The following is a 14288-nucleotide window of genomic DNA, read 5'->3' on the forward strand; positions in this document are numbered from 1 at the left end:
GACACTCAAGAGTGAATTGTGGCCTGAATTCGATGGCAGATGCCTGTTGAGGATCGTAAAAGCGAAAAAAGCGAGTTATTCAGACCTTCCCTAGGTACATGGATATATGACAGTGCTCCGCATATTAAATATCTGGGGTATATTTCATTGGCTTGGCTACTCGTAACCTTTCTACTCACCGTGTTTTGTGAAAAGGCATTTTACAAATGGTATTGGCGTAAGGCAGATTTTAATCCAAGCTTTTCCATCAATAAGTTCATTTGGCAAGCGCACGCGGCGAGTTATTCGGGGCTACTAATCATCGTTCTGGTAATGTGGAATGATCTGTTCAGCATGTAACAAGGCGCTGTTGTCGGACTGGTTTTCCGCTGCGCTCCAAACCAGCCGCAAAGCGCGGCGTTATGCGAATAGAAGGAAGGGTGGATTAATTGATCAAGCTGGTTCCTATAGACAGGACTAAGTGGAAGAAGTCGACATATAGTGGCCATTACGATGACGGCGCTGATTACTACGAGGGAATTCGCTGTAAGTGTTTAAGGTGCGAGCGTTCATTCGTTTTTGCGCCCAAGGAGCAAAAAGAAACCTTCGAAGAAAAAGGTAAATTTCCTGGCTGGCTTCCTGCTTTGTGCCAAGAGTGCAATGAGCATTGGCTAAAAGCGCGGGAATTAGAACAGAAATTTAGCTCGGATTGGGCGCTGGGTAGCATATCCATCCAGGATGAGCGTCATTTTCTTCGGTGCTGGCTTGCTGCAGTTGAGGATGCTTCCTCGTACCGCAGAAAGGGATACGACGATAAAACTGGATTAATAAAGAAGCGTCTTCGCGAGATTGAAGGAGACGCATAACAAGGCGCTGCTGCCGACGAGCGGCAGAGCGCAGCGTTAAGCGTCCTCGCCCCACTTCGGCAGCGATTTCAAGAATAAGAGAGTTTAAAATTGAATTTAGGTGCTAAGCATCATTACATTCTTGTGTTTCTAACCGCAATTCTTTCGGGTGCAGCATCGACTGCAGGCATTTATTTGACAGCACCATATCAAACCGAACAGATAATCCGGCAGATGGAATATGAAAGAAAGGTCTCTGCTTACGAGAAATTCTTGGATGAGAGTATTTCTGAACCATCCTCGCTAGTTTTTAAAGTTATATCTCTTGATCAGATGGCGAGTAACATTACTACCGACGGCTCCATCCAATCCGTAGAGGACAAGCTTTTCGAGATCTCTCGTTCTACAGAATATGACAAGCTGTTCTATTCGTTGACTCGGCATTTTAAGTTACTCGAGCTGCATGGCAGCGAAAGAGTTAGAAAATACTGTGAAGATATAACCTCAGTGCTTCTCGGAAATAGATACGAAGTTGACTGGACCTATCATACTCAAGAGATGGTCGCAGTAAGAAATCAGTGGGATGATAACGATGGGGTAGTAATAGGTTGGGAGCCTCGGGTAACAGATGAAGAAAGAGCGAGGTTCTTGATTCTGTCTGCCCAATATAACGAGCTGATCCAACAGCTGAAAAGTGAAATTTCGACTACGGACGCCTAACCAGGCAAGGCAGCGGACGCGGAAACCGCGCCGCTGCTCGCAGCGTTAGATTGCTTATGAGTGTGTCACGTTTCTACATGGTGGTCGCTGCAACGGTCGTATCGGTCGTGCTGCTGCTTATTAAGTTTTTTAGTCGTCTAGTGCCGGGTTTTGAACAGCTGATTATTGCAACGGTGCTGGTTTTAGCTGCTCTATCCGCAGTTGCCTCTATCCTGGCGTTATGGTCACTTAGTAGGGAGGCTTCGAGCTCGCTTAAAGAAAAGGTGTTGGCGGTTGGGAGTCTTGTAGTTACGGTTCCGTACTTGGGAATCGTAGCCCTTATCGTCATAGAGCCATTCGACAATCCATGAAAAATCTAACAAGCCAAGGCATTGGGACAAATTTTGCATCGCTGCGCTCAAAGCGCAAAATATGCCCCTGCTTGGGGCGTTACACAATCAAAAGGGGGAGTGGTGAATTTCATAAAATATGTGTTTGCGAAAATTGGTTCAGGATTTCTTTATGGTGTCGGGTTCGTAATTGCTTCTTTGCTTCTAGGATCATTAGCATTCTCCTATGTGGATTCTAACCTAGAAGCTAAAGAGCAGAAGCGGAAAGAAAGAGAGCTAGCTCGACAAGAAGAGCGGCGTTTGATGTTTCGTGATTTCGATGAAACTGCAAAATTGGATGTTGAGGTAACTAAAGAACGTATTGAGCCTGGTGAGTTTACGTTGCTTGGTAAGGTCGAGAATCGCGGAGATGCGAAGTGGTCTTATGTGAGCGTGAAGGCTGAGTTGTTCAATGAGAGTGGTGACTTTATTGATGAGTGTACGGAGATCGTAAGCGAAACGATAGCTCCTGGTCAGGTGTTAAATTTTAAGTTGTCCTGTGGGGCATGCTCACAATTCAAACTACGTGATTATAAAAAATATGAGCTAAAAATAACTGATGCTCGGTACGTTCGGTAATGTGTAACAAGTAGCAGCAGGCCGACCTTCGGCGGCTGTGCTAGGCGTTATATTTTCGGGGTAGAGCAGGATGTTCGATGAAGGGGCGCCAGATTCAGAGCCGACCCAGGAGCAGATAGATCTGATTGCCGGTCTCACTCAAAAGGAAGTAAGCGAGATCGATGCTTGTATCTTGTCATGTGTAAGTGGGCACTGGAGAAAGGTTGCAAAAGTAGTCGCCGATGCTATGTATCAAATGCCAGAGCGAATAGCGGGAGTCCCTGACGTTTACTATGCACAGAGAGTTTGGGGTTTCGTCGAGCAAGGTATTATGGAGCATCAGGGGTTTCTTGGTCGCATGCGCTATTGTGAAGTGCGGCGTAGCACTGAAGAAACATAACAAGAAGCAGCAGGCCGACCTTGTAGTTCCCCCGCTTTTGCTTCCGCAAAAACGGGCATCGCATCAAACGCCCCTGAGCTCTGGAGTTATCTTGAAGGGAAGCATGAATTACGATCCGATCAATATAAAAGATAAACTGGCTCTTTTCGATGAGCTCTGGTCTCCTTGTGTAATAGCTGAAATGAATAACTACCAGTTCAAGCTCGCAAAAGGCGAGGGGGAGTTTGTCTGGCATGATCACCCCGATACCGATGAGATGTTTTTCGTGATTGAAGGTGAGCTTGTTATTGAATTTCGTGATGGGTCGGTCACGTTAAATCCCGGAGAGATGTATGTAATTCCAAAAGGGGTTAAGCATAGGCCTTTCGCCAAAGGCCTTGTTCAGGTTTTGCTTGTGGAGCCTAAAGGTGTTGTTAACACGGGTGAATCTGGTGGCACTCTTACCGCAGAAAACGATATTTGGGTTTAAAAATACTAGTATCAAGTCGGGGCACTCAGACGCAATAGGCTGCGCCATTTTTTTAGGTGTCAGCCAAAATCCATATGTGAGGAAATAATGGAAAACTACAACAAATACGCCGAATACACGAAGTCGCAAGACTGGAAGTCACTCTGCAAGTTGAATAATGTTGGTCTTGATTCATTTGGCACAAAAAAGGAATTGAAAGTACTGCCAGAGTATTTAGAGCCTGACGAGGTCGTTTTTGCGCTCACATCGGGGGTTATGGAGCAATCAGAAACTTCCAATTCATTTGATTTTGGTGCAAACACTTGGCTCGTGGTGCTAACAAGTGACAGGTTTCTGTTTCTTGATGCTGCCATGCTTACTAGTTCTGTTGACACCCAAAGCATTCGACATGATCGAGTTCAAGCTGTTTCCGCATCTCAAGGTTGGGTTCTTGGTAAGGTAATGATTGACTTGGGTAGCCGGTTGCTCACTATAGATAACTGCCAAAAGGCAACAGTAAGAGTTGTTGCTGATCTAGCGAACAAGTGGCTTAAAGAAATTGCGGATAAGAAAAGCACTCCCACTGCACAGCCCCAGCAATTATCTGAGGAATCAGGATTAGATAAATTGGAGAAGTTGGCAAAACTTCATTCTATGGGAGCACTTTCAGACGAAGAATTTAATGCAGCAAAGCAAAAGGTCTTATCTTCGTTGTAGTTCCCCTGCTTTAATGGACACTCAAAAGAGCGCCTCAAGTCACCCCAAACCAAAACGCCCACCTTCCGGTGGGCGTTTCTCGTTCAGCCTTCAGTGATCAACAGACTTCAGAACCGCCCGTTAATCCCGAACCCAAGATTCGACACTTCATCGCCACTGCGATCCACCGCGCGCAGGTATTCCACGCTGAGGAAGATCTGGTTGGTGATGGTGATGTCGGCGCCCAGGCCCAGGGACAGGTCCTTGTAGTTTTCGCCGTCGGAGCCGCCGCCGGGGAAGTTGGCGGTGGTTTCGATGTAGGACACGCCGATCAGGCCGTAGGGGCGGACCGGCAGGGTGTTGGGGAACTGGCCGCGGAAGAAGGCGCCGTAGGAGCGATCGACCTCCACGTCCACGTTGTTGCTCAGTTCGTCCTCACCGATACCCAGGCCCAGGCGCAGTTCGCCACCCAGGGTCTCGTCGCGGTTGATCCAGGTGCCGAATTTGAATTGCAGCACTTCCGGTTTGGCGGAGGCACTGGTGTTGTCCGGCTCGATCTTGCTGCTGACGATATCCAGCCCGGCGTAGCCGCTGGCCTGGGCAAACATGGGCAGGGCCAGGGTCGCGGCTAGCAGTACTTTTTTCATGGTATCTCCCGCTTGAGTCATGTGTATGACGAAGTAATGAAACGGATTGTAGTGAAAAGAAGGCGGTAGGGCGACCGGGGGATCAGGAAGGCGCCGCAGGAGCCTGCCCGCAAAGGGGCGCCTGCAGGCAGATTGTTTGCTGCGGGCCGCAATGGGATGACCCCGCGGTGTTGTGAAGGGCGCTACGGCGGTAAAGACGTGTTTGCCTTTATCCGCCGTAGACCGGCAAACAGGAGCGTTATCCCTCCTGAAAGATTGCCGGGTTGGACCAGGGATTAATGCTCGTGGTCATGATCGTGCTCTTCATCCTCGTGATCATGGTCATGGTCTTCACCCTCGTGGTCGTGATCATGGTCGTGTTCATCATCGCCATGGGCGGGTTCGCCCGCCAGGCCTACCCAGGCCAGTTTGCCGGGTGAAAACGTCAGGGGCAGAGGATCTTCCAGTTCGCCTTCTTCCAGATGCACCACAACGATGGCGTCATTCCCGGGATCGGCCAGGAAGACGTGGGCGGGCTCCCCCGCGACGGCCATGGCGATCCGGCTGCCGTGGCCAGAGGCCGCAGGAGCGGTGCTGGGGTCGACAGCGTCTTCCACATGGGCATGTTCGCTCCAGTCCGCGGTGTCGAAGATGCGCAGGTCGCCAGCGTCATCCAGCAGAACCAGGTGTTCGCCATGGGGATCGAGACTGTGGTTGTCCAGGGAAACGTCGGCCCCTTCCGTCCAGTCCAGCTCTTCGGCATCGCCATCTTCCGGATGGATGATGAGAATCCGGTCGCCCGCATAGGCCACGAAGTGAGGCAACTCATGGTGGCTGTCAAAGCTGCCGACCCGCTCGCTGCCAGTCAGGCCCAGGGTGGCGTTGTCCACGTGTTGGGCGGTGAAGGTCTCGCCGTCCTGGTGGACGATAAGGATGCCGTCACTGCAGCCGAACACGGAATAGTCTTCATTGGAGCCGGCGCCGTGCAGGCCCGGGCAGTCCAGGTTGACGGTGTCTTCCCGGTGATAGTGATCGTTATGCTGGTGATAGATGTCCACCTTTTCCGGCAGGCCGTTGGCTGCGGTGCGGTAGGTCGCCAGCAGAATGTCACCACGGGGTTCGGCGACGCCGTGGTGGGCACTGTCCAGGGTCTGGCTGGCCACACTGCCACCATTTTCCAGGGACGCATCCGTGAGCAGTTCTACTCTGGCCATGATGGCGTTGCCGGCATCGCCATCGTAAAACAGAGCCGCCTGTTCGCCGTGGACCCGATAGTGGGTGGGGGCGGGCCCGTTCAGGGTGCCAGCCATTGAGGGGGCGTCTTCATGCACATGATCGTCATGGACATAGAGGCCGCCGTCCAGGATCTGCACCTGGTTGGCGCTGCGCTGGGGGGCCAGGACAAATCGCTTGCCGGGGCTGGTGTACAGAGCGCTTGGGGCGCTATTCAGCGACAGGGAGCCGGGAAGCAGGGCTTGCTCTTCCAGATCATACATATAGAGCTGATCGCCGGCGCCATCGCTGGAGGCAATGACCAGGCGGCCCGGGTGGTCACCGTGATCATGGTCGTGATCATGGTCATGGGCGTCTTCACCGCCGCCCAGCGGGGTGCTGCCGGTTTCGTTTTCACAGCCGGCCAGTAGCAGGGCGGCCAGCAGACAGGTCAGCAGGGCCGGACCCCGCTTGGCTGCGTGTTTGAAGCGTTGCATGGTGTTCTCCAATTCGGTTCGCGACCCCGGCGGAATAATGGCGCCGGGGTATGTCGTTTTCACTTAACGATCCAGGCGTCAAAACTCGATACGGGTGCCCACGGTCAGGTTGCGGCCCGGTTCCGGCACGGTGCTGGCCAGGAAGGAGGTGTGGTTGAACACTTCCTCACCGAGCAGGTTGTTGCCGCGCACGAAAAAGGTGTAGCGCTGGTCGCCGCGCAGCCGGTAGCTGACGGTGACGTTGGCCATGTCGAAGGAATCGGTACGTTCCTCGAAACCGGTGATCTGGTCCTGGGCGAAGGTGCGGTAGTACTCCAGCTCCGCATCGAAATGGCCCACGTAGGTGTTGAGCCGGGTACCCAGCCGCTTGGCGGGGATGCGTGGCAGATAACCGCCGTCATCGAAGGTGGCGCGTACCATGTCGCCGAATACGGTAATGCCGATGGGGTCGACGCCGTAGTAGCTTACTGAGGCTTCGGCACCGGTGAAGGTGGCATCCCGCTGGCTGTACTTGATCAGGCGGAAATCTTCGATCTGGTCCAGGGTGCGGGCGTAGATGTAGTTATTGATGCGGTTCTCGAACACGCCCAGATCAAACAGCCAGTCGCCCTGGGTCTTGCGCAGGTTCAGGTTGGCGTTGAGGCTGACCTCGTCGTCCAGGTCTCGTTGGCCGCCACCGCAGGCACTGAGAAGACCGCACTCGTAGGTGTTGGTGGCCAGGTGCACCCCTTCGGCATACAGCTCCTGGGCGCTGGGGGCGCGCTCGGCGTGGCCCACGGACAGTACCAGCTCATAACCCGGCACGAAGGCCCAGTTGGCGGCGGCGGACAGGGAGGTGCTGTCCTGCTTCAGATCCGGTAGCGCTTCGCCGGGACGGTCTTCCGGGCGCAGTCGCTGACGCTCCTGGCGGGCGCCCAGTTCGAAACGCCATTGGTCGTTGAGCCGGTACTCTTCCACCGCAAACAGGGCCAGGGCCCGGCTTTCGGTTTTCGGCACGAAGGATTCTCCGCCCAGGGAGCTGAAGTCAAAGTCGGTGTACTGCATGCCGACCACGCCGCGCCAGTCACCGATGGGAGCATGTTCCACTTCCAGTCGGGCGTCGCCGCCCCGGTTGCGGAAGGTGGTGCCGATCTCGCCTTCCTCGATTTCATGGTGGCGGTATTCGGTGTGATTGCCGCGAAAGCGGATGGCAGTGATGCCGTCCATGGGGTTGCGGTATTCCCCCCGGGCGTCCACGCGGCGGCTGGCCAGGTCCACGAAGGGGGCGTCGTGCTCGCCATGTTCGTGGTCGTGCTCTTCATCCGGGCAGTCCAGGCTGGTGCCGCTGACACCACATTCCTCGAACTCGTGGCTGTGGCCGGGCAGGCCGTAGTTGTCACGACGGTAGCTGTAGGCCATGCCGAAGAAGCCCTGGTCACCGATCCAGGAGGCGCCAATGCTGCTGTTGTCGCTTTCCGCGTAGGTGCCGGGCACGGTGAGGCGGTCGAAGCCGTCCACTTCGTAATCATCCGCGTCCCGGCGGCTGCCTTCCACCCGAAACACCAGATGGTCGGTGGCGGAGAAGGTGATGCCGGCGGCGGTGGCGTTTTCATCGGCCACGGTGTTGGCGCGGGCGCCTACGAAGCCTTCCACGTCCTCACGCGGGCGTTCGGTGGGAATACGGCTGTCCAGCACATTCACGACGCCGCCACTGGCACCGCTGCCGTAGAGCAGGGTGGACGGGCCGCGCAGGACTTCGATCTGGCGGGCCAGCATGGGATCCACGGTGACGGTGTGGTCCGGGGAGATCTTGGACGCATCCAGCACCGCAGAGCCGTCGTTGAGTACGCCCACGCGTGGGCCGCTCTGGCCGCGGATCACCGGCCGGCTGGCGCCGCCACCGAAGGTATCGCTGTGCACACCGGGCTGATTGTTCAGGGTTTCGCCCAGGGTGGCGGCGTTTTTCTGGGTGAGGGTTTGCTGATCCATCACCGAGTACGGGGTGCTGGGGCTGCCGCTGCCCAAAGGCAGGGCCGAGACGTTCACCGTTTCCAGTTCATTGGCGGTGGAAGAATCGGAGCTGTCGGCCTGAACGACCGTTGGGGCCAGCGATGTAGCCAGCGCCACGGCGACGCACCCGGCCAGGGTGTGGCGTCGAGAATTCATAGAAACCTCTGTCTTCACGTTTGAGCGGCCGCGACGCTGGATTCAAGGGTCCTGGTGTCGCGGTCCGGAACGGGTGTCCGACAGCGTTATGCACGCAGGATCATCACGTTGAAGCGTGCGCGGGCTGTCGGATTGAACAAACGGTATCAAGCAGAGGCGGGTGGGCCGCGTGGGGGGTAGGAAAGGTGTTCAAGGGTGCGTCGTACCGGGGCAGCCACAGGGGCTGGGGCCGGTTCGGCGTGCAGGGAAACGACGTGAACATAGTGGTTGGGCAGGGCGAGCATGCCCTGGCCGTGGGTACAGATCTGGCAATCCGCAGCGGCCAGCAGCTCCGTGTGGGAATCGTGGGGCTGGGCATCGATGTGGGCGGGTGCGTGCCAGGCAAAGAGTAGCTGGGCGCAGAACAGCGCCAGAATCAGTGACAGCGACAGGCCGTGGCGAGCTGGCATCATGATGCGTTCTCCCCCGGGGCGCTGTGCTTTCTGCAGCGGTGCTGTTCCTGACCGGGCTCGGTGCCCGGCACATAGTCAAAACCACCGGGATGCCAGGGGTGGCACTTGCACAAACGCTTCGCTGCCAACGCGCTGCCGCGCAGGCTGCCATGGACTTCCACCGCCTGTCGGGCATATTCCGAGCAGGTGGGGTAGAAGCGGCATTGGTTGCCGATCCAGGGGCTCAGCAGCTTCTGGTATAACCAGAGCATACCGAGCAGAAGCGATTTCACGGTATCAAGACCTGTGTGGTGTCAACTCAACGGGGCATGATACGGCCAATCCGGTGGCGGATGCTACCTTGATGCGGGAGCAGGCTGATTCTGTCCTTGTAGGAGCCCATGCTTGCATGGCGAACCTCCCCACACCGGTTCGCCATGCAAGCATGGGCTCCTACGGGGCGCCTTGGCCGGTTGTGCCAATTTGTGAGCATGCCCTTGTCTGGCGGCAAGCCGGGTGCATACTGCGCCACGGACATGATTGTGAGGAGTGTGTTGTGAGAGCCATTGTTCTGACGTTGTTGATGTTGACGGCCCCATCCTGGGCGGCGGATTGGGAGCTGAACCATGAGGGTTCGCAGCGGGGTGACGTGACTACCTATGTGCGCGAGGTCTCCGACAGTCCGGTGAAGGCTTTCAAGGGCGTGGTGGAATTACAGGCCAGCGCCACCTCGGTACTGGCGGTGATCACGGCGGTGGACACCTTCCCGGAGTGGATCTTCCAGAGTCAGGGGGCAGAGCGCCTCAGTATTACGGAAAAAGAGCGCATCCATATGCGTTTCAACGGGATCTGGCCGGTGGCGGACCGGGATGTGGTGCTGGTCAATACACTGACCCAGACCGCTGATGGCGAGATTCATCTGCACAGTGAGAACGCCGAGGGCGTCAAGGACAAGCAGCCGGGCTTCGTGCGCATCCCGGCCCTGGATAACCAGTTTGTGATTACGCCGCTGACGGATGGCTGGGTACGGGTGAAATTCGAGACCTTCGTGGATCCGGGGGGCAATGTGCCGGTCTGGCTGGCGAATCTGGTGTCCACCAAGGCGCCCCGGGTGACGCTGGCAGGGTTGAAAGATCAGCTGGAGAAGCCGCGATTTGCCAATGCCACCCGGGAGGATTTGCCAGGGTTGCCGGGGATGGAAGCGCTGAAGCTGTGATGTGAGCCACAAGCCACAAGCCACAAGCTACAAGCTACAACGCGACCCCTAGGTTAAGTGTTTTTCAACGCAAGAAGCCGCGCCCATAGTATGGGCGCGGCTTCTTGCGTTTTAGATCATGGAAACCTTCCACCGTGTTGTGGCTTGAAGCTTGTAGCTATTCTCTATCGACTCCAGCGGGTGCCTTCGCGGGTGTCTTCCAGCTGGATACCGGCGTCGGTGAGTTGCTGGCGGATCTCGTCGGCGCGGGCGAAGTTCTTGTCTTTCTTCGCCTGGGTGCGCTCAGCCACCAGGGCATCGATTTCCTCGTTGCTCAGCCCGTCTTCGCCCGCGTTCTTGTTCTGGAACCAGGCGGTGGGGTCCTCGGTGAGCAGGCCCAGCAAGTCGGCGGCGGCCAGCAGTTCGGCTTTCAGGGCCGGTTTGTCGGCCAGCTCGGCCTTGTTCAGCTCGCCGGCAATGGCGTGCAGGGCGCTGACCGCTTCGGAGGTGTTCAGGTCATCCTTGAGGGCTGCCAGCACCGGGTGGTTGTCCGGCAATTGGTAGCCGGCCTCCGGCTCCACGGTTTCGCCACGGCCGAGCAGGGCGTAGTAGAGCGTATCCAGCCCCTTCTCCGCATTCTCCAGCAGGTCAGCGGAGAAGTTCAGTGGTGACCGATAATGGCTGGAAATGAGCGCGAAACGCAGGATTTCGCCGTGGTACTGGGTGAGCAGATCACGGACCAGACGGAAATTGCCCAGGGACTTGGACATCTTTTCGCCGTCGATGTTGATATAACCGTTGTGCATCCAGTAGCGCACGTAGTCGGTGCCGTGGGCGCAGCAGCCCTGGGCGATCTCGTTCTCGTGGTGCGGGAAGATCAGATCCTGGCCGCCACCGTGGATGTCGATCACGTCACCCAGGTGCTTGTGGATCATGGCGGAGCATTCGATGTGCCAGCCGGGACGGCCACGGCCCCAGGGGGACTCCCAGCCGGGTTGGTCATCGGTAGATGGCTTCCAGAGGATGAAATCACCGGGGTGGCGCTTGTAGTCGGCCACTTCCACCCGCGCTCCGGCAAGCATGTCTTCCAGTTTGCGACCGGAGAGCTTGCCGTAGTCGGGCATGGATTCCACCGCAAACAGCACCTGGCCGTTAGCCTCGTAGGCGTGACCCTTTTTCACCAGGGTCTCGATCATGGCGATCATTTCGCTGATGTGGTCGGTGGCCTTGGGAATGATGCTCGGGGTTTTCGCATTCAAAGACGCCATGTCTTCGGCGAAGGCGGCCGTGAAGCGTTCGGTGAGGGCACCAATGTCTTCGCCATTTTCCGCCGCGGCCTTGATGATCTTGTCATCAATATCAGTGATGTTGCGGGCATACGCCACCTCCGGGTAGAGGCGCTGCAACAGCCGGTACAGCACATCAAACACCACCACCGGGCGGGCATTGCCGATATGGACGAAGTTATAGACCGTGGGGCCGCACACGTAGAGGGTGATGCGGTTGGGATCCAGCGGAATGAAGTCGTCCTTCTGCCCGGTCAGGGTGTTGTGCAGTTTCAGGCTCATTTTTTGTAAAGCTCTTTCGGATCGATGATCGGCGTCTTGTCGATGGTGACGCTGTCGGCGTCGGCTTTCCAGTAGAAGCAGTCGCGGCGGCCGGTGTGGCAAGCGGGGCCGGTCTGGTCCACTTTCACCAGCACGGTGTCCGCGTCGCAATCAATGCGCAGTTCTTTCAGTATCTGCACCTGGCCGGAGGATTCGCCTTTGCGCCAGAGCGTTTTTCGGGAGCGGGAAAAATAGCAGACCCGACCGGTGGCCAGGGTTTCTTCAAGGGCTTCCCGGTTCATCCAGGCCATCATCAGCACTTCGCCGGTGTCATGCTGCTGGGCGATGGCGGCGATCAGGCCGTCGTCGGTGAGCTTCAGATTATCCAGGGCCTCTTGTAGCGGCACCTGGAAACCTTCGGGCTGTTGTTCGTTGTCTTTGAACATGACGCCTCCGGGGGCTGAATGCGGCCGTTGGAGCTTTGCTTGCAAAGCGAGGGGGGTTACCCTCTATTCGCCTTGCGAGCAAGGCTCCAACGGTGTTTCTTGGCCTCAGATCGGCAGGCGAGTCGCGTTGGCCAGGGCGGTGATGGCGGCGTCCAGGCTAGTCGTGTCGGTGGCCTGGGAGCCCAGGGTCCGGATGGCCACCAGTTGCTCGTCCGCTTCTTTCTCACCGATGACCCAGATCTGCGGCACCTTGGCGCGGGAATGCTCGCGTACCTTGAAGCCGATCTTTTCGTTACGCAGGTCCAGTTCTGCCGGGATGCCGGCGGCTTCCAGCTTTTCCTTCACACTGCGGGCGTAGTCATCTGCCGCATTGGTGATGGTGCAGATCGCTACCGGTACCGGTGCCAACCACAGGGGCAGGTGCCCGGCGGTGGACTCGATCAGGATACCCAGGAAGCGTTCCAGGGACCCCAGTACCGCACGGTGCAGCATCACCGGACGCTGGCGAGAGCCGTCTTCGGCCACGTATTCCGCGTCCAGACGCTCGGGCAGCACGAAGTCCACCTGCAGGGTGCCGCACTGCCAGTCCCGGCCAATGGCGTCGCGCAGAACAAATTCCAGTTTCGGGCCGTAGAAGGCCCCTTCACCCGGGTTCAGTTCGCATTCCAGTCCCAGGGATTCCACCGCATCGCGTAAAGCGCCTTCGGCCTTGTCCCAGGTCTCGTCGGCACCGGCACGTTTTTCCGGGCGGTCGGAGAATTTGATACGGAAGCTCTCGAAGCCGAAGTCCTTGTAGACCTCCCGCAGCATGGTGATGAACCCGGCGGTTTCTTCGTTGATCTGCCCTTCGGTACAGAAGATGTGGGCATCGTCCTGGCTGAAGGAGCGGGCGCGCATCAGGCCGTGCAGGGCGCCGTGGGCTTCGTTACGGAACAGGGTGGTGAACTCGCCGAGACGAATGGGCAGGTCCCGGTAGCTCTTGATGCCCTGGTTGAAGATCTGCACGTGGCCCGGGCAGTTCATGGGCTTGACCGCCATTTCCCGGTGATCGTGGGTGCAGACGGTGAACATGTCATCGCCGTACTTGTCCCAGTGACCGGACTTTTCCCAGAGGATACGGTCCATCATCTGCGGGGTGGCCACTTCCTGGTAGCCGCCTTTTTCCATCTTGCCGCGGATGTAGTTTTCCAGGTTCTTGCGCATGCGCCAGCCTTTCGGGTGCCAGAACATGCTGCCCACCGCTTCCTGCTGGATATGGAACAGACCCATTTCCTTGGCCAGTTTGCGGTGGTCACGTTTTTCCGCTTCCTCAAGCTGTTTGAGGTAGGCGTTGAGTTCTTTCTTGTCCCGCCAGGCGGTACCGTAGATACGCTGCAGCTGGGCCTTGGAGGCATCACCGCGCCAGTAGGCACCGGCCACTTTCATCAGTTTGAAGCCGTCGCCCAGCTTGCTGGTGCTGGGCAGGTGGGGGCCGCGGCACAGGTCGATGAAATCGCCCTGGCGGTAGAGGCTCACTTCCTGATCAGCGGGCAGGTCGCGGATGATTTCCGCCTTGAATTCCTCGCCGGCTTTCAGGAAGAAGTCGATGGCCTCGTCCCGGTCCCAGACTTCACGCCGAATTGCCTCGTTGCGACGCACGATTTCCATCATGCGTTTTTCGATCGATTTGAGGTCTTCCGGGGTGAAGGAATCTTCCCGGTAGAAGTCGTAATAAAAGCCGTTTTCGATGGTCGGGCCAATGGTGACCTGGGTTCCCGGGAACAGCTCCTGCACCGCCTCTGCCATGACATGGGCCGCATCGTGGCGGATCAACTCCAGGCCGTCGTCGGTGTCGCGGGTGATGATTTCTACCGTGGCGCCATCCTCGATGGGCAGATAAACATCGATCAGCTTGCCATCCACTTTGGCGGCAAGAGCCTGTTTGGCGAGTTTTTTGCTGATACGCTCGGCGATGTCCAGGGCGGACGCCGGCTGATCAAACGCCATGGTTGCCCCGTCGGGCAGTTGATAGCTGACACTCATGAGAGGTAGGAATCCAGATTGGCTCGGAACCGGCAGATGGTAGGGGCTGTTGGTGTTTCGTTCAAGTCGCTGCTGGCGGAATATGCCAAGGCAGAGGGGCGGCGAGCGGCGATATCCCATTGTTGCTGAACCGGCGGTATGGGCGTGGGTCGA

Annotated in this window: 16 protein-coding genes; 8 read left to right on the plus strand and 8 right to left on the minus strand. The window is 57.1% G+C overall.

Features of this window, described 5'->3' with window-relative positions; all coding sequences use genetic code 11:
* Window positions 1-428 precede the first annotated feature (428 nt).
* The 7 genes from C4S63_RS09935 (at window position 429) to C4S63_RS09965 (ending at window position 4035) form a co-directional block, all read left to right on the plus strand.
* On the plus strand, window positions 429-845 hold the full coding sequence (locus C4S63_RS09935; protein WP_062815812.1) for a hypothetical protein: 417 nt from the start codon (window positions 429-431) through the stop codon (window positions 843-845).
* 90 nt (window positions 846-935) lie between these two features.
* On the plus strand, window positions 936-1544 hold the full coding sequence (locus C4S63_RS09940) for a hypothetical protein (protein WP_146063375.1): 609 nt from the start codon (window positions 936-938) through the stop codon (window positions 1542-1544).
* A 56-nt stretch (window positions 1545-1600) separates the two neighbouring features.
* The gene (locus C4S63_RS09945; protein ID WP_062815814.1) at window positions 1601-1894 is read left to right on the plus strand and encodes a hypothetical protein; all 294 of its coding nucleotides are present in this window, start codon (window positions 1601-1603) and stop codon (window positions 1892-1894) included.
* A gap of 21 nt (window positions 1895-1915) precedes the next feature.
* Window positions 1916-2491, plus strand: a complete 576-nt coding sequence (locus tag C4S63_RS09950) for an FxLYD domain-containing protein (RefSeq protein WP_146063376.1) — start codon at window positions 1916-1918, stop codon at window positions 2489-2491.
* A 70-nt stretch (window positions 2492-2561) separates the two neighbouring features.
* On the plus strand, window positions 2562-2870 hold the full coding sequence (locus C4S63_RS17645; protein ID WP_082810770.1) for a DUF3658 domain-containing protein: 309 nt from the start codon (window positions 2562-2564) through the stop codon (window positions 2868-2870).
* Window positions 2871-2973: 103 nt separating this feature from the next.
* Window positions 2974-3339, plus strand: a complete 366-nt coding sequence (locus C4S63_RS09960; RefSeq protein WP_062816013.1) for a cupin domain-containing protein — start codon at window positions 2974-2976, stop codon at window positions 3337-3339.
* Window positions 3340-3426: 87 nt separating this feature from the next.
* Window positions 3427-4035: a PH domain-containing protein gene (locus C4S63_RS09965; RefSeq protein ID WP_062815816.1), complete on the plus strand. Its 609-nt coding sequence runs from the start codon at window positions 3427-3429 to the stop codon at window positions 4033-4035.
* Between the two features lie 107 nt (window positions 4036-4142).
* Here C4S63_RS09965 and C4S63_RS09970 read toward each other — a convergent pair whose 3' ends face one another.
* The 5 genes from C4S63_RS09970 to yidD all read right to left on the minus strand — a co-directional run bounded on the left by C4S63_RS09970 (window position 4143) and on the right by yidD (window position 9218).
* Window positions 4143-4661: an outer membrane beta-barrel protein gene (locus C4S63_RS09970; RefSeq protein ID WP_062815817.1), complete on the minus strand. Its 519-nt coding sequence runs from the start codon at window positions 4659-4661 to the stop codon at window positions 4143-4145.
* A 275-nt stretch (window positions 4662-4936) separates the two neighbouring features.
* Window positions 4937-6349, minus strand: a complete 1413-nt coding sequence (locus C4S63_RS09975; RefSeq protein WP_103917474.1) for a hypothetical protein — start codon at window positions 6347-6349, stop codon at window positions 4937-4939.
* A gap of 78 nt (window positions 6350-6427) precedes the next feature.
* Complete coding sequence (locus tag C4S63_RS09980) at window positions 6428-8494, minus strand: TonB-dependent receptor domain-containing protein (protein WP_103917475.1); 2067 nt, start codon at window positions 8492-8494, stop codon at window positions 6428-6430.
* A 146-nt stretch (window positions 8495-8640) separates the two neighbouring features.
* A complete protein-coding gene (locus C4S63_RS09985) occupies window positions 8641-8946 on the minus strand; it encodes a hypothetical protein (protein ID WP_062815820.1) in 306 nt (101 codons plus the stop codon).
* Window positions 8943-9218 carry a membrane protein insertion efficiency factor YidD gene (gene yidD, locus C4S63_RS09990; protein ID WP_082810771.1) on the minus strand — a complete coding sequence of 92 codons (276 nt, stop codon included), beginning with the start codon at window positions 9216-9218 and terminating at the stop codon, window positions 8943-8945. Before yidD ends, C4S63_RS09985 begins: the two co-directional genes overlap by 4 nt.
* Window positions 9219-9481: 263 nt before the next feature.
* Between yidD and C4S63_RS09995 the strand changes: the two genes are divergently transcribed.
* On the plus strand, window positions 9482-10141 hold the full coding sequence (locus tag C4S63_RS09995; RefSeq protein ID WP_234999984.1) for a hypothetical protein: 660 nt from the start codon (window positions 9482-9484) through the stop codon (window positions 10139-10141).
* Window positions 10142-10305: 164 nt separating this feature from the next.
* Here C4S63_RS09995 and cysS read toward each other — a convergent pair whose 3' ends face one another.
* The 3 genes from cysS to thrS form a co-directional block, all read right to left on the minus strand.
* Window positions 10306-11688: a cysteine--tRNA ligase gene (gene cysS / locus C4S63_RS10000; RefSeq protein WP_103917477.1), complete on the minus strand. Its 1383-nt coding sequence runs from the start codon at window positions 11686-11688 to the stop codon at window positions 10306-10308.
* Complete coding sequence (gene hisI, locus C4S63_RS10005) at window positions 11685-12113, minus strand: phosphoribosyl-AMP cyclohydrolase (protein WP_062815824.1); 429 nt, start codon at window positions 12111-12113, stop codon at window positions 11685-11687. The genes cysS and hisI overlap by 4 nt, the downstream gene beginning before the upstream one ends.
* A 105-nt stretch (window positions 12114-12218) precedes the next feature.
* A complete protein-coding gene (gene thrS / locus C4S63_RS10010; protein ID WP_103917478.1) occupies window positions 12219-14135 on the minus strand; it encodes a threonine--tRNA ligase in 1917 nt (638 codons plus the stop codon).
* Between the last annotated feature and the right edge of the window lie 153 nt (window positions 14136-14288).

Source organism: Alcanivorax sp. DSM 26293, from assembly GCF_900107995.1.
Taxonomy (GTDB): Bacteria; Pseudomonadota; Gammaproteobacteria; order Pseudomonadales; family Alcanivoracaceae; genus Alcanivorax.

Excerpts from the sequence above, each read along its gene's own strand:
- thrS (WP_103917478.1), bottom strand. The coding sequence starts at position 14,135 with ATGAGTGTCAGCTATCAACTGCCCGACGGGGCAACCATGGCGTTTGAT.
- cysS (WP_103917477.1), bottom strand. The coding sequence starts at position 11,688 with ATGAGCCTGAAACTGCACAACACCCTGACCGGGCAGAAGGACGACTTC.
- hisI (WP_062815824.1), bottom strand. The coding sequence starts at position 12,113 with ATGTTCAAAGACAACGAACAACAGCCCGAAGGTTTCCAGGTGCCGCTA.
- C4S63_RS09975 (WP_103917474.1), bottom strand. The coding sequence starts at position 6,349 with ATGCAACGCTTCAAACACGCAGCCAAGCGGGGTCCGGCCCTGCTGACC.
- C4S63_RS09965 (WP_062815816.1), top strand. The coding sequence starts at position 3,427 with ATGGAAAACTACAACAAATACGCCGAATACACGAAGTCGCAAGACTGG.
- C4S63_RS09960 (WP_062816013.1), top strand. The coding sequence starts at position 2,974 with ATGAATTACGATCCGATCAATATAAAAGATAAACTGGCTCTTTTCGAT.
- C4S63_RS09985 (WP_062815820.1), bottom strand. The coding sequence starts at position 8,946 with ATGATGCCAGCTCGCCACGGCCTGTCGCTGTCACTGATTCTGGCGCTG.
- C4S63_RS09945 (WP_062815814.1), top strand. The coding sequence starts at position 1,601 with ATGAGTGTGTCACGTTTCTACATGGTGGTCGCTGCAACGGTCGTATCG.
- C4S63_RS09980 (WP_103917475.1), bottom strand. The coding sequence starts at position 8,494 with ATGAATTCTCGACGCCACACCCTGGCCGGGTGCGTCGCCGTGGCGCTG.
- C4S63_RS17645 (WP_082810770.1), top strand. The coding sequence starts at position 2,562 with ATGTTCGATGAAGGGGCGCCAGATTCAGAGCCGACCCAGGAGCAGATA.
- C4S63_RS09970 (WP_062815817.1), bottom strand. The coding sequence starts at position 4,661 with ATGAAAAAAGTACTGCTAGCCGCGACCCTGGCCCTGCCCATGTTTGCC.